23 protein-coding genes and 3 tRNA genes are annotated in these 18,174 nt (G+C 69.0%); 13 read left to right on the top strand and 13 right to left on the bottom strand.

Annotated features, from left to right (window positions below; genetic code table 11):
• The first annotated feature begins 1 nt into the window (after position 1).
• The gene (locus tag ACZ3IG_RS27370; RefSeq protein WP_467435360.1) at positions 2 to 1,051 is read left to right on the top strand and encodes an adenosine deaminase; all 1,050 of its coding nucleotides are present in this window, start codon (positions 2 to 4) and stop codon (positions 1,049 to 1,051) included.
• A gap of 36 nt (positions 1,052 to 1,087) precedes the next feature.
• The gene (locus ACZ3IG_RS27375) at positions 1,088 to 1,720 is read left to right on the top strand and encodes an NAD(P)-dependent oxidoreductase (RefSeq protein ID WP_467435361.1); all 633 of its coding nucleotides are present in this window, start codon (positions 1,088 to 1,090) and stop codon (positions 1,718 to 1,720) included.
• 16 nt (positions 1,721 to 1,736) lie between these two features.
• Here ACZ3IG_RS27375 and ACZ3IG_RS27380 read toward each other — a convergent pair whose 3' ends face one another.
• The 9 genes from ACZ3IG_RS27380 to ACZ3IG_RS27420 form a co-directional block, all read right to left on the bottom strand.
• Positions 1,737 to 2,792, bottom strand: a complete 1,056-nt coding sequence (locus ACZ3IG_RS27380; protein ID WP_467435363.1) for a UDP-N-acetylmuramate dehydrogenase — start codon at positions 2,790 to 2,792, stop codon at positions 1,737 to 1,739.
• Positions 2,793 to 2,911: 119 nt separating this feature from the next.
• Positions 2,912 to 3,295 carry a DUF3291 domain-containing protein gene (locus ACZ3IG_RS27385; RefSeq protein ID WP_467435364.1) on the bottom strand — a complete coding sequence of 128 codons (384 nt, stop codon included), beginning with the start codon at positions 3,293 to 3,295 and terminating at the stop codon, positions 2,912 to 2,914.
• A gap of 32 nt (positions 3,296 to 3,327) precedes the next feature.
• Positions 3,328 to 4,779, bottom strand: a complete 1,452-nt coding sequence (locus ACZ3IG_RS27390; protein WP_467435365.1) for an MFS transporter — start codon at positions 4,777 to 4,779, stop codon at positions 3,328 to 3,330.
• A 93-nt stretch (positions 4,780 to 4,872) separates the two neighbouring features.
• Positions 4,873 to 5,442 carry a TetR/AcrR family transcriptional regulator gene (locus tag ACZ3IG_RS27395; protein WP_467435367.1) on the bottom strand — a complete coding sequence of 190 codons (570 nt, stop codon included), beginning with the start codon at positions 5,440 to 5,442 and terminating at the stop codon, positions 4,873 to 4,875.
• A 103-nt stretch (positions 5,443 to 5,545) separates the two neighbouring features.
• Positions 5,546 to 5,974, bottom strand: coding sequence for a MaoC family dehydratase (locus ACZ3IG_RS27400; RefSeq protein ID WP_467435368.1), 429 nt, complete (start codon positions 5,972 to 5,974; stop codon positions 5,546 to 5,548).
• A 7-nt stretch (positions 5,975 to 5,981) separates the two neighbouring features.
• Positions 5,982 to 6,434 (bottom strand): FAS1-like dehydratase domain-containing protein, encoded by a 453-nt coding sequence (locus tag ACZ3IG_RS27405; protein WP_467435369.1) that lies wholly within the window; start codon positions 6,432 to 6,434, stop codon positions 5,982 to 5,984.
• A gap of 116 nt (positions 6,435 to 6,550) precedes the next feature.
• Positions 6,551 to 6,715 (bottom strand): 50S ribosomal protein L33, encoded by a 165-nt coding sequence (rpmG, locus tag ACZ3IG_RS27410; protein ID WP_003948671.1) that lies wholly within the window; start codon positions 6,713 to 6,715, stop codon positions 6,551 to 6,553.
• A 90-nt stretch (positions 6,716 to 6,805) separates the two neighbouring features.
• Positions 6,806 to 6,878, bottom strand: a tRNA-Met gene (locus tag ACZ3IG_RS27415).
• Positions 6,879 to 6,924: 46 nt separating this feature from the next.
• A tRNA-Thr gene (locus ACZ3IG_RS27420) sits at positions 6,925 to 6,997 on the bottom strand.
• 278 nt (positions 6,998 to 7,275) lie between these two features.
• Here ACZ3IG_RS27420 and ACZ3IG_RS27425 point away from each other — a divergent pair.
• Both ACZ3IG_RS27425 and ACZ3IG_RS27430 read left to right on the top strand, forming a co-directional pair.
• Entirely contained in the window at positions 7,276 to 8,544 is a 1,269-nt protein-coding gene (locus ACZ3IG_RS27425; protein ID WP_467435370.1) for an amidohydrolase family protein, read from the top strand.
• A gap of 91 nt (positions 8,545 to 8,635) precedes the next feature.
• Positions 8,636 to 9,292 carry an NAD(P)H-binding protein gene (locus tag ACZ3IG_RS27430; RefSeq protein WP_467435371.1) on the top strand — a complete coding sequence of 219 codons (657 nt, stop codon included), beginning with the start codon at positions 8,636 to 8,638 and terminating at the stop codon, positions 9,290 to 9,292.
• Positions 9,293 to 9,319: 27 nt separating this feature from the next.
• Here ACZ3IG_RS27430 and ACZ3IG_RS27435 read toward each other — a convergent pair whose 3' ends face one another.
• Positions 9,320 to 9,532: a hypothetical protein gene (locus ACZ3IG_RS27435; RefSeq protein WP_467435372.1), complete on the bottom strand. Its 213-nt coding sequence runs from the start codon at positions 9,530 to 9,532 to the stop codon at positions 9,320 to 9,322.
• Between the two features lie 79 nt (positions 9,533 to 9,611).
• Positions 9,612 to 9,701, bottom strand: a tRNA-Tyr gene (locus ACZ3IG_RS27440).
• Between the two features lie 685 nt (positions 9,702 to 10,386).
• On the opposite strand from ACZ3IG_RS27440, the gene ACZ3IG_RS27445 reads away from it, so the two are divergent.
• From ACZ3IG_RS27445 to ACZ3IG_RS27455, 3 genes are all read left to right on the top strand, one after another.
• Positions 10,387 to 12,612, top strand: coding sequence for a hypothetical protein (locus tag ACZ3IG_RS27445; RefSeq protein ID WP_467435373.1), 2,226 nt, complete (start codon positions 10,387 to 10,389; stop codon positions 12,610 to 12,612).
• Positions 12,613 to 12,766: 154 nt separating this feature from the next.
• Positions 12,767 to 13,228 carry a GntR family transcriptional regulator gene (locus tag ACZ3IG_RS27450; RefSeq protein WP_467435374.1) on the top strand — a complete coding sequence of 154 codons (462 nt, stop codon included), beginning with the start codon at positions 12,767 to 12,769 and terminating at the stop codon, positions 13,226 to 13,228.
• Position 13,229: 1 nt separating this feature from the next.
• Entirely contained in the window at positions 13,230 to 13,796 is a 567-nt protein-coding gene (locus tag ACZ3IG_RS27455; RefSeq protein ID WP_467435375.1) for an HD domain-containing protein, read from the top strand.
• Here ACZ3IG_RS27455 and ACZ3IG_RS27460 read toward each other — a convergent pair.
• Together ACZ3IG_RS27460 and ACZ3IG_RS27465 are read right to left on the bottom strand one after the other, a co-directional pair.
• Positions 13,784 to 14,257, bottom strand: a complete 474-nt coding sequence (locus tag ACZ3IG_RS27460; RefSeq protein ID WP_142168879.1) for an NUDIX domain-containing protein — start codon at positions 14,255 to 14,257, stop codon at positions 13,784 to 13,786. The genes ACZ3IG_RS27455 and ACZ3IG_RS27460 overlap by 13 nt on opposite strands.
• A 2-nt stretch (positions 14,258 to 14,259) precedes the next feature.
• Positions 14,260 to 15,027, bottom strand: coding sequence for an XRE family transcriptional regulator (locus tag ACZ3IG_RS27465; RefSeq protein ID WP_467435376.1), 768 nt, complete (start codon positions 15,025 to 15,027; stop codon positions 14,260 to 14,262).
• Between the two features lie 866 nt (positions 15,028 to 15,893).
• Here ACZ3IG_RS27465 and ACZ3IG_RS27470 point away from each other — a divergent pair.
• From ACZ3IG_RS27470 to ACZ3IG_RS27495, 6 genes are all read left to right on the top strand, one after another.
• The gene (locus ACZ3IG_RS27470; protein ID WP_467435377.1) at positions 15,894 to 16,079 is read left to right on the top strand and encodes a hypothetical protein; all 186 of its coding nucleotides are present in this window, start codon (positions 15,894 to 15,896) and stop codon (positions 16,077 to 16,079) included.
• 100 nt (positions 16,080 to 16,179) lie between these two features.
• On the top strand, positions 16,180 to 16,560 hold the full coding sequence (locus ACZ3IG_RS27475) for a RapZ C-terminal domain-containing protein (protein WP_467435378.1): 381 nt from the start codon (positions 16,180 to 16,182) through the stop codon (positions 16,558 to 16,560).
• Positions 16,561 to 16,765: 205 nt separating this feature from the next.
• Positions 16,766 to 16,981, top strand: coding sequence for a hypothetical protein (locus tag ACZ3IG_RS27480; protein WP_467435379.1), 216 nt, complete (start codon positions 16,766 to 16,768; stop codon positions 16,979 to 16,981).
• Between the two features lie 201 nt (positions 16,982 to 17,182).
• Positions 17,183 to 17,452 (top strand): DUF6284 family protein, encoded by a 270-nt coding sequence (locus ACZ3IG_RS27485; protein ID WP_467435380.1) that lies wholly within the window; start codon positions 17,183 to 17,185, stop codon positions 17,450 to 17,452.
• Positions 17,453 to 17,466: 14 nt separating this feature from the next.
• Positions 17,467 to 17,721: a DUF6303 family protein gene (locus ACZ3IG_RS27490; protein ID WP_467435381.1), complete on the top strand. Its 255-nt coding sequence runs from the start codon at positions 17,467 to 17,469 to the stop codon at positions 17,719 to 17,721.
• Positions 17,718 to 18,164, top strand: coding sequence for a Pycsar system effector family protein (locus tag ACZ3IG_RS27495; RefSeq protein ID WP_467435383.1), 447 nt, complete (start codon positions 17,718 to 17,720; stop codon positions 18,162 to 18,164). The genes ACZ3IG_RS27490 and ACZ3IG_RS27495 overlap by 4 nt, the downstream gene beginning before the upstream one ends.
• Positions 18,165 to 18,174: the final 10 nt, after the last annotated feature.

An 18,174-nucleotide genomic window follows, 5' to 3' on the forward strand; every position in this document is an offset into this window, starting at 1 on the left:
GATGGAGCGTGTACGTGATGTCTCTGAGCTGCCGAAGGCCCATCTGCACCTGCACTTCACCGGTTCGATGCGGCCCGCCACCCTGCTGGAACTCGCCGACAAGCACGGTGTCCGGCTGCCCGACGCCCTGACCGACGCGCTGTCCGGCGGCCATTCGCCGAAGCTGCGGGCGACGGACGAGCGCGGCTGGTTCCGCTTCCAGCGGCTCTACGACGCGGCCCGCTCGTGCCTCAGAGAGCCCGAGGACATCCAGCGGCTGGTGCGGGAGGCCGCCGAGGAGGACCTCAAGGACGGTTCGGGCTGGCTGGAGATCCAGGTCGACCCGACCTCGTACGCGCCGCGCCTGGGCGGACTGATCCCGGCGCTGGAGATCATCCTGGACGCGGTGGACACCACGGTGCGGGAGACCGGGCTCGGGATGCGGGTGCTGGTGGCCGCCAACCGCATGAAGCACCCGCTGGACGCCCGGACGCTGGCCCGCCTCGCGGTGCGCTACGCCGACCGGGGCGTGGTCGGCTTCGGGCTGTCCAACGACGAGCGGCGCGGCATGGCCCGGGACTTCGACCGGGCCTTCGCCATCGCCCGGGACGGCGGGCTGCTCTCCGCGCCGCACGGCGGCGAGCTGACCGGCCCGGCCTCGGTGCGCGACTGCCTGGACGACCTGGCGGCCGACCGGATCGGGCACGGGGTGCGGGCGGCGGAGGACCCCCGGCTGCTGAAGCGGCTGGCCGACCGGCAGATCACCTGCGAGGTCTGCCCGGCGTCCAACGTGGCTCTGGGCGTCTACGAGAAACCGCAGGACGTGCCGCTGCGCACGCTGTTCGACGCGGGGGTGCCGCTGGCGCTGGGCGCGGACGACCCGCTGCTCTTCGGCTCCCGGCTGGCCGCGCAGTACGAGATCGCGCGCCGGTACCACGGCTTCACCGACGCGGAACTGGCCGAGCTGGCCCGGCAGTCGGTGCGTGGCTCGGCCGCCCCCGAGGACATCAAGGCGAAGCTGCTGTCGGACGTGGACGCCTGGATCGCGGCGGTGCCTCCCGGCGACGATTGACGGACGGCAGTCGGGTGCGGACAGGGGAGGTACGCCATGCAACTGACCGTTGTCGGAGCCACCGGCGGTGTGGGCCGGGAGATCGTCCGGCAGGCGCTGGACGCCGGGCACCGGGTCACGGCGGTGGTACGGGACCCTTCCCGGCTGCCGGTGACCGGTGAGCGGCTGGAGGTGTTCCGGGCGGATCTGTCCGATGCCGGGCGGCTGCGTCCCGCGGTCGCCGGACGGGACGCGGTGCTGTCCGGACTCGGCGCCCGCACCCGGAAGGACGCCGGCGTCACGAGCCGGCTGACCCGTACGGTGCTGGCGGCCATGGCGGCGGAGGAGGTGCGGCGCCTGGTGGTGGTGAGCGCCTCACCGCTCGGCCCGGCGGCGGACGGGGACGGCCTCGTGGACCGCGCGCTGCGTGCCCTGCTCTGGAAGGTCCTGGGGGACGTCTACGGCGACCTGCGCCGGATGGAGTCCGACCTGGCCGCAGGCACCGCCGACTGGACGGTCGTACGGCCGCCGCGGCTCTTGGACGAGCCGGGCACCGGCCGGTACCGGAGGGTCGTCGGCGGCAACCCGGCCAAGGGCCGCTCCCTGGCCCGCGCGGACGTGGCCCACGCGATGCTGGCGTCCGTCACGGACCCGGCGACGGTACGGCAGGCGGTCGGGGTCGCCTACTGAGACCGGCCGGTACGGGTCAGAGGCTGACGCCGACGGTCACCGGCTCGTTGACGAGGGTGACCCCGAAGGCGTCCCGGACCCCGGCGACGACCTCGCGGGCCAGGGCGAGCAGGTCCTCCGTGGTGGCCGCGCCCCGGTTGGTGAGGGCGAGGGTGTGCTTGGTGGAGATCCGGGCGGGTCCGGTGCCGTAGCCCTTGGTGAAGCCCGCCTTGTCGATCAGCCAGGCGGCGGAGGTCTTGGTGCGGCCCGTCCCCGCCGGGTAGGCGGGCGGCTCCACGCCGTCGCCGAGCCGTGCCCGCACGCGCGCGTGGAAGGCGGCGAACTCCTCTTCGGTGAGGATCGGGTTGGTGAAGAACGACCCGGCCGACCAGGTGTCGTGGTCCTCGGGGTCGAGGACCATGCCCTTGCCCGCGCGCAGCTTCAGCACGGTCTCGCGGGCGGCCTCCAGGGGGACGCGGTCGCCGGGTTCGACGCCGAGGGCGCGGGCGGTCTCGGCGTACTTGACCGGCCCGGAGAGCCCGCCGGCGTCCTCCAGGGCGAAGCGGACGCGCAGGACGACGTAGCGGTCGGGTTCGGCCTTGAAGCGGCTGTGGCGGTAGGAGAACGCGCACTGATCGGCGGTCAGGGTGACCGCCTCGCGGGAGGCACGGTCGTAGGCGACGACCTCGGTGATGGTCGAGGCGACCTCCTGGCCGTACGCCCCCACGTTCTGGATGGGGGTCGCGCCGGCCGAGCCGGGGATGCCCGCCAGGCATTCGACGCCCGCGAGCCCCGCCTCGACCGTGCGGGCGACGGCGTCGGTCCAGACCTCGCCGGCGGCCAGCTCCAGACGGGTGCCGTCGAGGGCGAAGCCCTTGGTGGCGACGACGAGCGCGGTGCCGTCGAAGCCCTTGTCGCCGATGACCAGATTGGAACCGCCGCCGATCACCAGCAGGGGCGTGCCGGTGTCGTCGGCCTCGCGGACGGCGGCGATCACCTCGGCGTCGGTCGTGGCGGTGACCAGCCGGGTGGCGGGACCGCCCAGCCGGAAGGTGGTCAGCGGGGCGAGGGGGGCGTCGTGGAGTTCCTGCACGCGCCCAAGACTACGAGACGGCACCCACAGCGCGGCGGGCGAGGAACGGGCGGGCCGTCCTCGCCCGTTCCTCGCCTTTCCTCGTCCGCACGCGCGCGTGCGGGTTCGTTCGCGCGGGTTCATTCGAGGCGCTTGAGCGCCTCGTCCCAGTCCACCGGGAGGCTGTCGGCGCTCATCGTCCAGGTGACGAACTTGGCGTCCCTCATCTGCGCGGCCAGCCCGTCGGCCGTCGGCCCGTGGGCGCCCGAGCGGGCGAACGCCTTGAGGGCCTGGGGCGACTCCCAGGCGGACAGGGTCCAGTAGGTCCGCCGGAAGGGCCGGGCCTTCAGGGTGGCGCCGTACGCGCCGGGCGCCCGGCTCACCTGCCGCCACACCCCGGGGGTCCGGACGAGGAAGCGGAGCGCTCCCCACAGGGTGCGGGTCTCGAAGCGGGAGGCGAAGACGTGGACGTCGGCGGCGGCTCGCGGCGGGGGGTTCGGCGTGATCCAGGGAAGGGTGGGCATGACGGGCTCCTTTCGGTGCTGCGGTGCGGGTATCAGCGGGAGACGGCTTCGGCGGCCGGTGCGGGTGCCGATCCGGCGCCGCCGGCGGCCGGGCCCGCGGGACCGGACCGGCGACGTGCCGGGATCAGCAGCGCCGCCACTCCGGCGACCGCGACCGCCGCGGCTCCGGTGACCAGCGCGGGCCGCAGGCCGTCGACGAAGGCCAGCGCGGTCCGGTAGCCGCCCTGGGCGGAGAAGATCGAGCCCATCACGGCGACGCCGAGCGCCCCGCCCACCTCGCGCAGGGCGTTGTTCGCGCCGGAGGCGACGCCCTGTTCACGGGTGCGGACGCTGGACATCACCAGGTGCGAGGCGGGGGCGAAGAACAGGGCCATGCCGATGCCGCTGATGATCAGGCCGGGCAGCTGGACGGCGTAGGACGCGTCCGTGGTGATCACGAGGGCGAGCTGGCCGAGCCCGGCGGCCTGGAGGAAGAGACCCGTGGCGACGACCGGCCGGCCGCCGAAGCGGTCGGCCAGGAGGCCGGCGACGGGTGCGACGAGCATCGGCATGCCGGTCCAGGGCAGCATGCGCAGCCCCGCCTCGGTGGGCGAGTAGCCGAGCACGCCCTGGAGGTACTGACTGAGCAGGAACACCGAACCGAACACGCCGAGGAACATCAGCAGACTCGCCGCGTTGATCCCGGCGAAGGCCCGGGAACGGAACAGCCGCATCGGGAGCACGGGGTTCTTCGCGTGGACGCCGTGGCGGACGAACCCGGCGAGCAGCGCGGCCCCGCCGAGCAGGGAGAGCAGGACCGCGGTGTCGGTCCAGCCGTCGACGGGTCCGCGCACCAGGCCGTAGACGACCCCGAACAGACCGCCGCTCGCGAGCAGGGTGCCGGGTATGTCGAGCCGGGCACCGGTGCCGTGGGACTCGGCGAGCCGCAGACGGGCGAGGGGCAGCAGGGCGACGCCTAGGGGCACGTTCAGCCAGAAGATCCACTGCCAGGAGATGTGCTCCGTCAGGGCGCCGCCGATCAGCGGCCCGGAGGCCACCGCGAGTCCGTTGACGGCACCCCAGATGCCGTACGCCATGCCGCGCCTGGCGGCGGGTACCGCGGCCGTCAGCAGGGTGAGCGTCAGCGGCATCATGACCGCCGCGCCGACGCCCTGGACCGCGCGGGCGGCGATCAGGCCGCCGATGCCGGGCGCCAGGGCCGCGCCGGCGGAGGCGGCGGTGAAGACGGCGGTGCCGACGAGGAAGAGCCTGCGGCGGCCGAAGCGGTCGCCGAGGGCCGCGCCGGTCATCAGGAGGCAGGCGAAGGTGAGCGTGTAGGCGCTCACCGTCCATTCGAGGTCGTGCAGTGCTCCGCCGAGGTCCTCCCGGATGGCGGGCAGGGCGGTGGTGACGACGAGGTTGTCCAGGGCGGCCATGAACCCGGCCACGCTGGTGATGACGAGTGCCCAGACCGCTCCTCCGCGGCGTGGGGTCTGCTGTGACATGACTCCCCCAGAGGTTGCCACTGACTCTTTGGTTAGTAATTGATGACTAACTTTCTTGGTCAAAAGAAAAAGGCGTGAAGCCCTTCCCCGGCCTCACTCCCCGCCCCGCCCCGCGGAGTCACCCGGCTCGTACACGCCTTCCCAGACCCGGTGTCCGGGCGGGAATCCCATGGCCACCAGGGAGTTGATGAGCATCCCCTTCGCCATGAAGTCACCCGTGTCGGCGATGTCCCCGCCGAGCCGCAGGTTGACCGTGTCCCACAGCCGCATCCAGCCGGCCCGCACGACCTCACCGAACTCATGGTCGCCCGCCTGCTCGGCGGCGCCCACGGTGAGGTACATCTGCATCTGCATCAGCAGCCGTTCGGGCCGCTCCACGATGACCTCCGAGTAGGCGTGGCCCATGGCGCGCAAGGCCTCTTCGCCCGTCAGCCCCTGGCCCGCCTCCTCGAAGGTGCGGATGGTCTCCTCGATGCACCGCTCGGCGGCGGCGAGGAAGATCGCCTGCTTGCCGGGGAAGAGCCGGAAGAGGTACGGCTGCGAGACGCCGACCCGCTTGGCGATCGTCTCGGTCGACGTGCCGTAGTAGCCGCCCCGGGCGAACTCGGACATCGCCGCGCGGACGATGCTCTCGCGCCGCTCCTCCGCACTCATCCTGACCATGAAGCCAGGTTAGTACTCAATCACTAACTCCAGCAAGCCGTACGGACAAGCAAGGGGCGCCCTTCGAACGAGGGCGCCCCTTGCTTGTCCTGCTCCCTGAGCCTCAGCCCAGTCGCACGACCGCCCGGCACATCCCCAGCACCTTCTGGCCGGCGCTGGTCGCCGTGAGGTCCACGCGGACGGTGTTGTCGTCGAGCTTGGCGGCGACCTTGGCGCTGACCTCGACCGTGGCACCCTGGCCGTCGTCCGGGACGACGACCGGCTTGGTGAAGCGGACGCCGTACTCGACGACCGCGCCCGGGTCGCCGGTCCAGTCGGTGACCACCCGGATCGCCTCGGCCATGGTGAACATGCCGTGCGCGATGACGTCCGGCAGGCCGACCTCCTTGGCGAACCGCTCGTTCCAGTGGATCGGGTTGAAGTCCCCGGACGCGCCCGCGTACCGGACGAGGGTGTCGCGGGTCACGGGGAAGGACTGCGCCGGCAGCTCGGTGCCGACCTCGACGTCGTCGTACGCGATCTTCGCCGTCATCGGATGCTCACACCTCCTCGGCCGCGCGGGCGACCAGCTTCGTCCAGGCGGTCACGACGTGCTCGCCGGCCTCGTCGTGGACCTCACCGCGGATGTCCAGGATGTCGTTGCCCGCCATGGACTTGACCGACTCGATGGTCGAGGTGACGGTGAGCCGGTCGCCGGCCCGCACGGGGCGGACGTAGGCGAACTTCTGGTCACCGTGCACCACCCGGCTGTAGTCGAGACCGAGCTGCGGGTCCTGGATGACCTCTCCGGCGGCCCGGAAGGTGATGGAGAACACGAAGGTCGGCGGCGCGATCACATCGGGGTGGCCGAGCGCCTTGGCGGCTTCGGGGTCGGTGTACGCCGGGCTCGTGTCCCCCACCGCCTCCGCGAACTCACGGATCTTCTCCCGGCCCACCTCGTAGGGCGCGGTGGGCGGATAGGTCCGCCCCACGAAGGACTGGTCGAGCGCCATGGGCTCGGTACCTCCTGCTGCTGTCTGCGGTTGCCGCTGCGGCGTCCGCCACCTGGACCGGAACGACGCGAGGCCGCCCCCGGACCTCGGGGACGGCCTCGCGTACGAGCCTGAAATTATCGCGTTTCGCGGTGCGCGGTGTGCGCGTTGCAACGCGGGCAGTGCTTCTTCATCTCCAGTCGGTCCGGGTTGTTACGCCGGTTCTTCTTGGTGATGTAGTTCCGCTCCTTGCACTCCACGCAGGCCAGCGTGATCTTCGGGCGGACGTCGGTGGCAGCCACGTGAGTGCTCCTTGACGAACGGATGGGACTGGACTAACGCATAGAAGAGTAGCCGATCGAAGGACCGACCCCGCAATCGGCTACTTAGAGTAGCGGTGACCGGACTTGAACCGGTGACACAGCGATTATGAGCCGCTTGCTCTACCGACTGAGCTACACCGCTGTGATGCGATCGGGTCCCGCCTGACGGCGGGAACCTTTCACACCAGAGCCCCAAAACGGAATCGAACCGTTGACCTTCTCCTTACCATGGAGACGCTCTGCCGACTGAGCTATTGGGGCGAGCGATGAAGACATTACACGGTCGGCCGCCGTTCGCCCAAATCCGTTTCGCGGCTCCTGCCCCGACCCGTCGCCCGCCCGCCCGGGCACGTCCGCGAGGCGTGCGAGAGGCGCCCGAGGCGGGGGCGGAGGGGGCCGAGAGAGGAAGTCGAGGGGGCGACCACATCGGTATGACTATTGCGCTCCTCCGCGTCGCGGGCGGGCCACCGTCCTAGGCTCGACTCACTCTGCGTGATCATGCGTCCCCCACTGCGCAGCCCCGAGCCCAGAGGAGCGCGATGCCCGACAGCCAGCCGCAGCGGCCCTCCCACTCCTCCCGGCCGGGCGCCCCCGACCACGGCGCGCTGCTGCTGTCGGGGGCCCGGCTCACCGACGGCCGGACCGTGGACGTACGGCTGCACGGCGGCCGCATCGAGGCCGTCGGCACGGCGGGCAGCCTCGCGCCGGCCCGCGCGCCCGGCGCCGGCGCCCGTGTGGACCTCACCGGCTACCTCCTCCTGCCGGCGCCCGCCGAGCCCCACGCGCACGCCGCCACCGCCCTGACCGCCGACTCCGGCGGACCGGTCTCCTACGAGCCGCGGGACGTCCAGCGCCGGGCCACCCAGGCGGCGCTGCTGCAACTGGGGCACGGCGCCACGTCGTCGCGGGCACACGTGCGCGTGGGCGGCGTCGCGGGGCTCGGCGCCCTGACCGCCGTACTGCGGGCGCGGCGGGCGCTGCGGGGGCTGGTCGAACTGACGACGGTGGCGATGCCGGGGGTGCTGACCGGGACGGCGGGGGCCGACGGGCTGGCAATGCTGCGGGACGCGCTGAAGATGGGCGCGGGGGTGGTGGGCGGGCGCCCGGACCTGGACCCCGATCCGACGGGGTACGTGGAGGCGGTCCTGGAGGTCGCCGCCGAGCACGGCTGCCCCGTCGACCTGCACACGGACGCCGCCGACCCGGCCCGGCTGGCCCGGCTGGCGGCGATGGCGGGCGGGCTGCGGCCGGGCGTGACCCTGGGGCCCTGCGGCGGACTTGACGCGCTGCCGGCCGAGGCCGCCCACCGGACGGCGGACCAACTGGCGTCGGCCGGGGTGACGGTGGTGTGCCTGCCGCAGGGCGGCTGCGGCGACGCCCGCTGCCGCGCGGCGGCTCCGGTACGGCTGCTGCGGCGGGCCGGGGTGCGGGTGGCGGCCGGCAGCGGCGCGCTGCGCGACGTGGCCAACCCGGTGGGGCGCGGCGACCCGTTGGAGGCGGCGTACCTGCTGGCCTCCCGGCACGGGCTGCGGCCGGAGGAGGCGTACGAGGCGGTGAGCGGGTCGGCGCGGGCGGCGCTGGGCCTGCCCGAGGTACGGGTGGAGGCGGGCTTCCCGGCGGAACTCCTCGCGGTGCGCGGGGACCGGCTCGCGGGGGCGCTCTCGTTGGCGTACAGCCGGATCGTGGTGCACGGGGGGCGCGTGGTGGCGCGGACCAGCGCGGTACGGGAGTACGGCGACTGTACGGCCGCGACGGCCACGGCCGCGGAACTGGGGCTGCCCCGGCAGGGGCACGGGCAGGTGCCCTGACCGGGACGGTCGCGGTCCCGTCGGGCCCGAGGGCGGGGACGGCCGGGGAGCCGTGCGGCGGAGGCGGGCGCCGAGGCGTACGGTCGAAGACATGCGCATTGTCATCGCTGGTGGTCATGGTCAGATCGCGCTGCGGCTGGAGCGGTTGCTCGCCGCGCGCGGGGACGAGGTGGCGGGCATCATCCGCAGGGCCGAGCAGGCCGACGATCTGCGTGAGGCCGGCGCCGAACCGGTCGTCCTGGACCTGGAGTCGGCCTCCGTCGACGAGGTCGCCGAGCGGCTGCGGGGCGCGGACGCGGCGGTCTTCGCGGCGGGCGCGGGCCCGGGCAGCGGGACGGCCCGCAAGGAGACGGTGGACAAGGCGGCGGCAGTGCTGTTCGCGGACGCGGCGGTCCGGGCCGGGGTACGGCGTTTCGTGATCGTGTCGTCCATGGCCGCCGACCCCGAGCACCAGGGCGACGAGGTCTTCGACGTCTACCTGCGCGCCAAGGGCGAGGCCGACGCGTACGTGCGGTCGCTGGACGCACTGGACTGGACGGTCCTGCGCCCGGGCGCTCTCACGGACGACGCCGGTACCGGCCTGGTCCGGCTGGAGGCGCGTACCGGCCGCGGCCCCGTCCCGCGCGACGACGTGGCCGCCGTGCTGGCGGAACTGGTGGACACCCCGGCGACGACCGGCCTGACGCTCGAACTGGTCAGCGGTTCGACGCCGGTGTCGGTGGCGGTGAAGTCGGTGGCCGGCAACTGAGCGCCCCGCTCCGTCCCGGGCGGCCGCTCAGAACAGGGGCAGCTGCCCGGGGAAGTCGGGCACGACGTACCCGTCCAGCGAGGGCTGTACGGCACCGATCTGCGCGTGCCGACGGGAACCGGGACAGGACGTGAGCTCTCCGCTCTCCCGCGCACCGGGCGGATCGTGCCGCGCGTACCGGCCTGCGACGACAGCGATCTCGCGACGGCACTCGGGGCAGAGACGGCGACGGGACGACATGGGGCCAGTGTGCCGCAGCCCTATGACAAAGACCCCCTCCGCACTGCGTTTCCGCAGGTGGAGGGGGTCTTCCCCAGTGTGGCGGCGCCAGGATTCGAACCTGGGAAGGCTGAGCCGGCAGATTTACAGTCTGTGCTGTCTAGATACTCCGAACCGCCAATGAGCTGCCACTTTGCCGTCTGCGTTGCCCAGCATGTCGGCAGTCGTCCGCGCGTCGTCCGCACATGGAAGGTGACTAACGCCCTGGACCACGCGGCGTAGTGCCACCATGACGCCGGACCGCCGGCCTGAGCGTCGCCGCCAGCAACCTGAACAGGCTCACCTGGTCCCTGGCGTGGGTACGGCGAGACACAGTCCAGAAGGCAACGAAGAGGAGCAAGGGCCGGCCCGCGCGCAGCAGGCACATAGCTACCAAGACGTCACTGCCGTGGTAGGCAAGGTCAGGAATCTGCGTTATCACGTTCATTACGGGACTCCATCGCATGTAAAGAACCAAGGACCCTGCAAGTGCGCCAGACTGACCTGCGTCCGGCAACGGATGCTCAGAGCAACACGAACGAAAGCGCTGGTCAGAGCCCTGTCCGGGACATCCGGATCCGGACAGGGCCCGGATGAGGGGATGGAAGACGTTGGGCATGAGCGCTACCTCGCGGGACGACTTCGCGTCCGCGCTCCGGGAATTGCACGTAGCGGCGGGGGGTCCAACGCTGTCGTCCCTGGTACGGAGATCTACTGAAGGACGGGGAGCAGCCACCACATCCCTCAGCTCTTCGTCAATCAGCGACTGGATGAACGCCAAATCCATACCAACCAGATCGGCCGACCTATCCGTACTAGTCACCATTCTGGCTGGTATGGCAGGCCGAAGTGTCAGGCGCGAGATATCTAAACTTGAGTCCCTCCGTCGTTCGGCAGAAGCAGAACAGAAGGAGAAAAGGGCATCGAAGGGCGCAGAGAGTGCTAGCACTACTGCCCTCGGGAAGCCAGTTGAGGAGTACACCGACGCTCACGCTTTAGAAGTGCATCGTCCCATCCAGGTGACCGGGGCCCCAACCGGCCTACCCGAATACATTCCACGATCACATGACGTCGCTCTTCGCGAGGCGCTACACGCAGACCAATCCTCGCTCATAGTGCTGGTTGGAGGATCGTCCACAGGTAAGACGCGTGCCGCCTACGAAGCGGTGAGGAAGATGACTGGCTGGTTGCTCCACCATCCCATTTTCCCCAACAGGGCGACAGCGCTAGTCGAGGCACTCGAGTGCGATTCACTCTCTGCGAACACCATTATTTGGCTCAATGAACTTCAAGAATACCTGATGCGCGACGGAGGCGAGATAGCTTCTTCCGCGCTCAGAAGAGCGTTGTCCGCAGGAACGCGAGTGAAGTTCGTTGCAACCGTCTGGCCACGATACTGGCAAGAGCTCACAGACTTGAATAATCCGTACCCTAGCGGACGAGAACTCCTCATCAACCAGTCAACTCGAATCGACATTGATGCGGCATTCTCGAGCGATCTATTATCAGTCGCAGCAAAGTCAGACGCTCGCATTAGAGCGGCTTTGGATGCAACCCCTACGCGCATAACGCAGTATCTCGCAGCAGGACCTGCATTGCTTGAGTTCTTCAAGGATTGCAGAGATCAAAATCCGGGCACTTGGGCGGTTCTGTGTGCCGCCATGGATGGCCACATACCCCGAGCATCCAATTTCCTCACGGCCGAGTTCCTGGCCGCCGCCGCTCCCGGCTATCTGAGTGACGAAGAGTGGGGTCATACCGACGAGGATTGGTTCGAGCAGGCACTTAGGCATGCTTCTACGGAGCTACGCGGAGCCACAAGGCCCCTTTCGCAAGTGCGCCCTAGGACCAATACTGAGGAACCGATTCATTATCGCCTAGCGGACTATCTTGTACAGCACTCGCAGCAAGAACGCGCGGAAACCCCGTTTCCCCGCAGCTTCTGGGATGCCGTAATCTCCAACATGACGGACCCTGTGACCGCAGCTGAATTTGCCCGTGTCGCCAGCTACCGAGGCATGCACAAGGAAGCAGCCAGGTTGTGGATTCCACTAGCTGTCGACGGTGATCCTGCGGCCCTGACCGGACTACTCGAAGACCCTACTTTTCCCGTCGAAGAAGCAGACGCCCTCGTTACTAGTGCAATAGATACGATCCCGCTGGGCGAGACAAATGAACTCGGCTGGCTGCTGATGGATCTCTACCACTACACCACTCACAAAAAGCGCCTTGTGGATCGCATCAGTCAAGCTCCAGACAAGTTGCGCGTCGGTCGGCCCTTCGACATGTCGGTGATCATAGAGGAGCTCGAAATCTCGGGTCACCATGAGGCCATAGAGGCGTACTCGAAGACGATCGAAGAAAATATCGAGTCCGTAGACATGGAAGATTCCTCGGAGGTCACATCGCTCATCGGAGCACTCCTGGAGTCGGAAAGCCAAGCGGCTAATAAGATCGGAGAGACCCTCGCCAAGAGATACTTCAGCTCACACAAGAGAGACGTGACGAAGCTGATCTACTTCTTGGCACTGATACACCCTCACATTCGTGACGATGAGCTAACGAATGAGGTTCGCGCGGAGATACACGCGAGACTACACGAGGTCAACCTAACTGAGACCATTTCACTACATCCAGCCATTGCGAATCTCTTCAACGCCAAAGAACACACGCTAGCTAACGAGTTACTGACCCGCACTAGCGAGTGCATCAACGAACTCACCTTAGGGCAATCATACGCACCTCTGGAACTTATGCAGTTGCTCAAAATCTTCGGACATCCAAAGGCCGCGAGCAGCCTTGCGCGCAGGATTGCGAACGAGTTTGATCCTGGGATATCAGGTGCCGCGCTGCACGTTCTCAAGCGTTTGCTTGTGGCCGAGTGCGACGATGCCTTTTCCGCTATGGCTAGCCGAATGGCGGAATCAGGCCCGATCCTCCCTATTGGAGATGCAGAGATACTTGGCAATTTCTACAAAGAGATGCACCTACTGGATTTGCACAAAACGTATTCTGAGCGCCTGCGGATATTCCGCCAAGAAGAAGGAGCGGAAACGCTGTAACCCCAGCAGCGCGTCCCCGACCGTGACGCTGGTACGCACCACCTCAGGACGGACAGTGCTCCGCGGGTACCGCTGCGCGCGACCCCTCTGCGACGGCTGGTAGTCATGGGAGGCTTACTGGTGGTGTCGACTGCCCGGCGGAGAGGGAGAGCGAGTGTCGCAGCAGGCCAACCCTCGGGGGACCTTCCTGAAGATTGCCGACTCAGTGAAGAGGCAGATCGAGGACGACCCGAACATGACAGAACTGCCGTCGCTGGCCGAACTCATGCGCGATCACAAGGTTTCGCGCGGGGTCGCCCTGCGCGCGTTCGGAGTGCTGCGCCAGGAAGGCGTGGCCGAACCGGTACGGGGTGAGCGGTGGCGAGTCGTACGTGCGGGGGCGCCAGTCGACCGGCGCCCGCTTGATCAGCGAATTGCGGAGATCATCGCGACTGACGGACTCGAAGCAGGGGAAGCGTTTCCAAGCGCTTCCGTGCTGGCCGAACGGTTCGGGGTATCACGTCCGACCGTGGCCAAGGCGCTGGAGAAGCTGGAAGCCGTCGGCGTGCTGGCGGGTGGAGGACAGGGCAAGGTGCGGACGGTCCGCGCCGTGCCGGCGCGAGAGGGGCGTTCGTAGCTTGTCGACGTTGACGGAGTGGGCCTACCCGCTGGCTGAGTCGCTGCTCGCTGAGCCGCTGCCGCGACGCTGGAAACACTGCCTCGGGGTCGCTGAGCGGGCGCGCACCATCGCGCTCATTCTCGACCAGGACGCGGATCTCTTGGAGGCTGCAGCGGTCCTGCATGACATCGGCTACGCGCCGGACCTCGCCAAGACAGGCTTTCACCCCCTGGACGGTGCGAGGTACCTCCGGGACGTGGCCGCCGCCGACGAGCAGGTCGTCAACCTGGTCGCCCATCACTCGTGCTCGTGGCTTGAGGCGGACGCGCGCGGCTTGCGCGCTGAACTGGACGGTGAGTTCCCCCGTGAGAACGAGCACCTGAACGATGCGCTCTGCTACTGCGATATGAACACCACCCCGGACGGCACCCCGACCAACCCCGTGGACCGAATCAACGAGATCACCGGGCGCTACGGGCCGGACAGCCTGATCGGCAAGTTCATCCGGCGAGCTGAGCCGGAGATCCTGGCGTGCACCTGCCGCGTCCTCGAACGGGTCGCCGCCGCCAAGCGTCAGCCGATGTAGGGCGCCGTGCGCGTCCGGTCCATGGCGTGCTCGATGCGCAGCCGCATCGTGGGATGTACGTCCAGCGTCTCCAGGTCCGCCGGGGCAACCCAGCGGACCTGAGTCGTCTCATTGCTCGTACGAAGGTCACCACCGACCGGCCGGGCCCGGAAGCAAATACTGAACTGCTGACGGACTTCACCGTCGTCGTACTGCATGACGTGTCCGGGGTCCGTGTATAGGCCGGACACGTCGACCACTTCCGCCCTGATGCCGGTCTCTTCCCAGACCTCACGGACCACCGTGTCGCTGATGGACTCCCCCACGTCGTGACCACCGCCGGGCAGTGCCCACCGGCCGTTGTCAGATCGCTGGATCATCAGCACCTGCCCCGCGTCGTTCTGCACGAAGGCGACGACAGACGGCACAACCGAGTTGGCCGGCGGCGCGTCCGGGTCATGCAGGTAGTCGATACGTCCCATGGTCAGGCTCCCGTGATGGTCTTGACGTCCTGGTCGGTGATTGGACGTGCGTTCTCCCAGGTGTGATCGATGCTATTCCCGTACGTGTCGAAGAGGCTTCCGCCGGGGAGTCGTCGCAGGTGCAGCACGGGCGCCATGTAGGCGCCGATGCCGTAGACGTGTGGGTTGACGAGCATCTCGTCATCGGCCCGGTAGATCGAGTTGTACAGCGTCGAGTCGTGCAGCCGGAAACCGACGTCCGGGTGACTCCGCATGAGGGGCCGGTACAGCACGAGTGCGTTGCGAATTTTGCCGTCCATGATGTGGTGGCCTTCATCAATGCCGCGTTGCCGGACAGCCGCACACTCCGGGTCCCCCAGCAGGATGCGCACCCGCACCCCCGCTTCCACCTTCGCCCTCACAAGGGCATGGAAGAGCGGGTCTTCAGACAGGAAGAGACCCGAGTACACGAGAACGTCTAGGTTCCGCTCAGCACGTCCGTACAGCTCTCGCCATAGGCCAGCAGGCACCGTGTGGCGATGCGGGTAGACCGTCGCTATCTCGGCTTTGGTCAGGTCAGCCGCACTGTCGACGGTCCGCCCGTCATCCCACAGCGTGGTCACGTCGACCTTGAGGGCCGCCGCCGTCGCGTACTGGTGACGCAGGTACGGCACCTTGCCCTGGGTAATCCAGCGTTCGACCGTCTTGGGGTTCACCTCGATCGCCTCAGCGAGGCTCTGCACGGTCATGCCACGGGCGAGGAGGGCGGTTCGTAAGCGCTCGTTGGACATCTGCACCCCCGGTGGGACGTCTAGGGACCTCTTGACCGTAGCCAGAAGTCCCAGAGCTGTCCATGAGCGGGGTAACCAACTCCCCTGACCTGCCGCGATTCTGAAGATACGCCAAGACGTCCCGGCGCGAGACAGAAGAGATTGCGCCGCTGTACTTGACGAACCCCCATGCAGTACCTGTAAAACAGGTACTGCATCGCACGGAGGAAAGCCCCCGCTCTCGCAGGGGTGAGTACGAAGGAAGCGGCCGTTAGTTGAGAACTGAACAGTGATCGTGCGGGGCTGACGCGAGAGCGGCGGTCACGGCAGGTGCCCAGGGCGAGGGTCCGGGGGCAAACCGCCGTGGCGAACCGCGGCTCTCCCCCTACGCGCCTGGCAGGCGCCACCCAGTCTCGGGTGTGGGGAAGTACAGCGGGGCCCCAACGCACGTGGCGGCAAGAGTGAGACCGCCCCCGCGACGACCGGGTGATGTCGTCGGCGGCACTGCCAAGCCCACCGGCTCCGGAGACAACCCCTTAACTGGGGTTCCGCCCGGTGTGGGCCGCCCTGCTGGCGTCAGAGCAGTGACGATGACGCACCCGACTTCACCGGCTCGGGACCGGTGCCCCGTGGCAATGGAGCACCGGTGAAAGCCGTGTCCCCGCGAACGCGGGAAGTCGGTCGAACCGACGACATACCAAGACGCCGCCGCTCGGACCGGCCGGCAGCGCCCGCACAGCAAGTCCGGTCCTTCTTCGGTCCCGTAGCGCGTGACGCTGCGGCCGGCTGCCTCTCCCGCCCGTCCGCCCCGCGTGCCGCGCGAGGACGTACGGGCGGGAGCGCGGGGAGCCGGGCGGTTCCGCTTCCATCACCCGAGAGGGGCAGTAATGCCGAAGGTCAAGTTCACCGCTTTCGCCACCGACGCCAAGACGGGCGAGAGGGGCTACGGGACCGGCGAGACGACGATCCCGAACCACATCCCGCGCCAGAACTACACCGCATCGGTGGAGCGGCAGTTGGCCCGCCAGGGCTACAAGAACGCCGACGTTCACCTCACCTCCGTCGAATCCTGACCACCGCGCTTCTGAGCTGCGGCCGGTTGCCTGCGCTGCTCGTCTCGTACGAGCAGCGCTGAGGGGAGCCGGAACATCCCTACTCGCTTCTGGAGTCCCTGTGGCTGTTGTTGAGATCGTTTCGTTCGGCTACCTGCACGACGAGCCGCCCGCCGCGCATCTGACCATCGACCTGCGCGAGCACTTCCGCGACCCGCACGTCAGCCCGGAACTGCGGTACATGACCGCTCACGACGAGCCGGTCCGTACCGCCGTGCTGAGCACCCCCGGGGTCGCCGCGCTGGTCCTGGCGACCGCTCGGGCGGTGGACGCCTACGCGTCGGGCCCCTCCCGGGGACGCATCCGGATCGCTGACGGATGCGCGGGGGGCCGTCACCGCGCCCCGGTGTTCGCCCTCGCGCTGGCTGAGCTGCTGGGCGACGCCGGACACCGGGTCATCGTGCGTCACCGCGACCTGGACAAGGACGTCGTCCAGCGCTGACGCCGACCGCTACCCCCGCGGCACCGCCCCGGCATCTTGCCGTGAAGGGCGCCGGATCGAATCCGGCCCGGGGCACCGGCCGCCGCACGCGGCCCGCCGCGCCACTCGGCTGCGGCGTCAAGTACCGCTCCAACGGCACCCCGTTGACTCCCGGGCAACTCCCGGGACTCGCTGTGGGCCGATCTCCGAGACCAAGGGGAACACCATGAGCGCGCAGACCGCGCAGGGCACGCACCTCTACATCCTGACCCTGGAAAAGCCGGGGCTGGTGTCGGTGACGCTGAACGGCACCCTGACCCCGCATGAGGGCAGTACCGAGCAGGACGTGCTGACGCAGGTGTACGGCAGTGCCACCGAGCAGGACCCGCGTTTGGCGGGCGCCTGCATCACCTTCTGGCTGCTCAAGCCCAACCGCATCTGACCAGGTCCGCGCCTCCTCGGTGCGCTCTGGCCAGTCTGTTTCGCCCCGATGGTCGTAAGACCGGGTTCGACTCCCGGTCGGGGCGCTCCGCCCGCACGGCGTCTGCCGCGCGGGCTCACCCCACAACGGCGCGCACCCCCGGAGCAGCAACTCCGGGGGTGCTGTTCGGGCCGTTTCACCTGCGAGGGAGAACCACGACCCATGAACCACATCGTCACACTTCAGGACGCTGTTACCGCGTTCGCTCCGTGGATGGAGCCGACCGCTGCTGAGCTGGACGAGATCGAGCGGGAGATGCCCGTCGTCCTGACGGACGTCGACCTGCTGGACGCGCACATCACCACCCTGGACCGCACCCCGAGCGAGCTGGACGAGCGGCGTATCCGCCGGGCCCGGCGCCGGGCGCTGGCCGCCCGCGTCGCGCTGGTCAACGGCGCGGCCGGTACGAGCCTGCCCGGGGGTGCGGCATGAGGTACGGCGCGCGGTTGTCCAACAGTTTCCACGGCGAGTGGGAGCTGTACGTCGTCAGTGACCGGATGAGCCTGGACTGGCCCGAGCACTCGTTCGGGCGGACCGGGCCGGTGCCCACGTTGCAGGAACGGGCGGATGCGCTGGCCCTGCTCGGTTACGTCCTCGCGGACGGTGCTGTGTGGGAGTGGCAGGAGTGCTCCACCGGTGTCATGGACCGCGTGGAGCTGCTGGCGTCCGTGGACGTCCGGCGGAAGGACGGTGCGGCATGAGTGCCACCGGAGCGAACCTGACCGCCGCGCACGCTGAGGTGAAGGCGGAGATCGCGCGGACGGACGCGAAGACGGCTCTGCTGCTGGCGTTCGTCGGCGCCGTGCTCGCCGGAGCGTGGACGGTCGCCCGCGACCTCCCCCTGAACACCGCCGCCTACGTCGCCGGCGGCGCGGGTCTGGCGCTGCTGGTCGGTGCGGCCGGTCTGCTGCTCAAGTCGGTGCGGCCGAACCTGTCCGGCCGGCACGGCTTTCCGCTGTGGGCCACGCTCACGGCCGACGAGATCACGGCGGCGGTCGAGAGGGACATGGCCGCCGACATCGCCGGCCTGTCCCGGATCGCGGTCGCCAAGTTCACGTGCCTGCGCCGCGCCATCGACCTGACCGCCGCCGGCGGACTGCTGCTCATCCTCGCCGTCCTGATCACGGCGGGGGGTGCGCTGTGACGGGCACCAG

The sequence above is a fragment of the Streptomyces sp. NPDC016677 genome (assembly GCF_055562815.1).

Bases quoted from the DNA above. Each gene is read 5' to 3' on its own strand.
- ACZ3IG_RS27375 (WP_467435361.1), top strand. From the start codon at position 1,088: ATGCAACTGACCGTTGTCGGAGCCACCGGCGGTGTGGGCCGGGAGATC.
- ACZ3IG_RS27435 (WP_467435372.1), bottom strand. From the start codon at position 9,532: ATGTCGTCCCGTCGCCGTCTCTGCCCCGAGTGCCGTCGCGAGATCGCT.
- ACZ3IG_RS27470 (WP_467435377.1), top strand. From the start codon at position 15,894: ATGCCGAAGGTCAAGTTCACCGCTTTCGCCACCGACGCCAAGACGGGC.
- ACZ3IG_RS27460 (WP_142168879.1), bottom strand. From the start codon at position 14,257: ATGGGACGTATCGACTACCTGCATGACCCGGACGCGCCGCCGGCCAAC.
- ACZ3IG_RS27390 (WP_467435365.1), bottom strand. From the start codon at position 4,779: ATGTCACAGCAGACCCCACGCCGCGGAGGAGCGGTCTGGGCACTCGTC.
- ACZ3IG_RS27480 (WP_467435379.1), top strand. From the start codon at position 16,766: ATGAGCGCGCAGACCGCGCAGGGCACGCACCTCTACATCCTGACCCTG.
- ACZ3IG_RS27495 (WP_467435383.1), top strand. From the start codon at position 17,718: ATGAGTGCCACCGGAGCGAACCTGACCGCCGCGCACGCTGAGGTGAAG.
- ACZ3IG_RS27385 (WP_467435364.1), bottom strand. From the start codon at position 3,295: ATGCCCACCCTTCCCTGGATCACGCCGAACCCCCCGCCGCGAGCCGCC.
- ACZ3IG_RS27425 (WP_467435370.1), top strand. From the start codon at position 7,276: ATGCCCGACAGCCAGCCGCAGCGGCCCTCCCACTCCTCCCGGCCGGGC.
- ACZ3IG_RS27465 (WP_467435376.1), bottom strand. From the start codon at position 15,027: ATGTCCAACGAGCGCTTACGAACCGCCCTCCTCGCCCGTGGCATGACC.
- ACZ3IG_RS27370 (WP_467435360.1), top strand. From the start codon at position 2: ATGGAGCGTGTACGTGATGTCTCTGAGCTGCCGAAGGCCCATCTGCAC.
- ACZ3IG_RS27395 (WP_467435367.1), bottom strand. From the start codon at position 5,442: ATGGTCAGGATGAGTGCGGAGGAGCGGCGCGAGAGCATCGTCCGCGCG.
- ACZ3IG_RS27445 (WP_467435373.1), top strand. From the start codon at position 10,387: ATGGCAGGCCGAAGTGTCAGGCGCGAGATATCTAAACTTGAGTCCCTC.
- ACZ3IG_RS27400 (WP_467435368.1), bottom strand. From the start codon at position 5,974: ATGACGGCGAAGATCGCGTACGACGACGTCGAGGTCGGCACCGAGCTG.
- ACZ3IG_RS27405 (WP_467435369.1), bottom strand. From the start codon at position 6,434: ATGGCGCTCGACCAGTCCTTCGTGGGGCGGACCTATCCGCCCACCGCG.
- ACZ3IG_RS27430 (WP_467435371.1), top strand. From the start codon at position 8,636: ATGCGCATTGTCATCGCTGGTGGTCATGGTCAGATCGCGCTGCGGCTG.
- ACZ3IG_RS27485 (WP_467435380.1), top strand. From the start codon at position 17,183: ATGAACCACATCGTCACACTTCAGGACGCTGTTACCGCGTTCGCTCCG.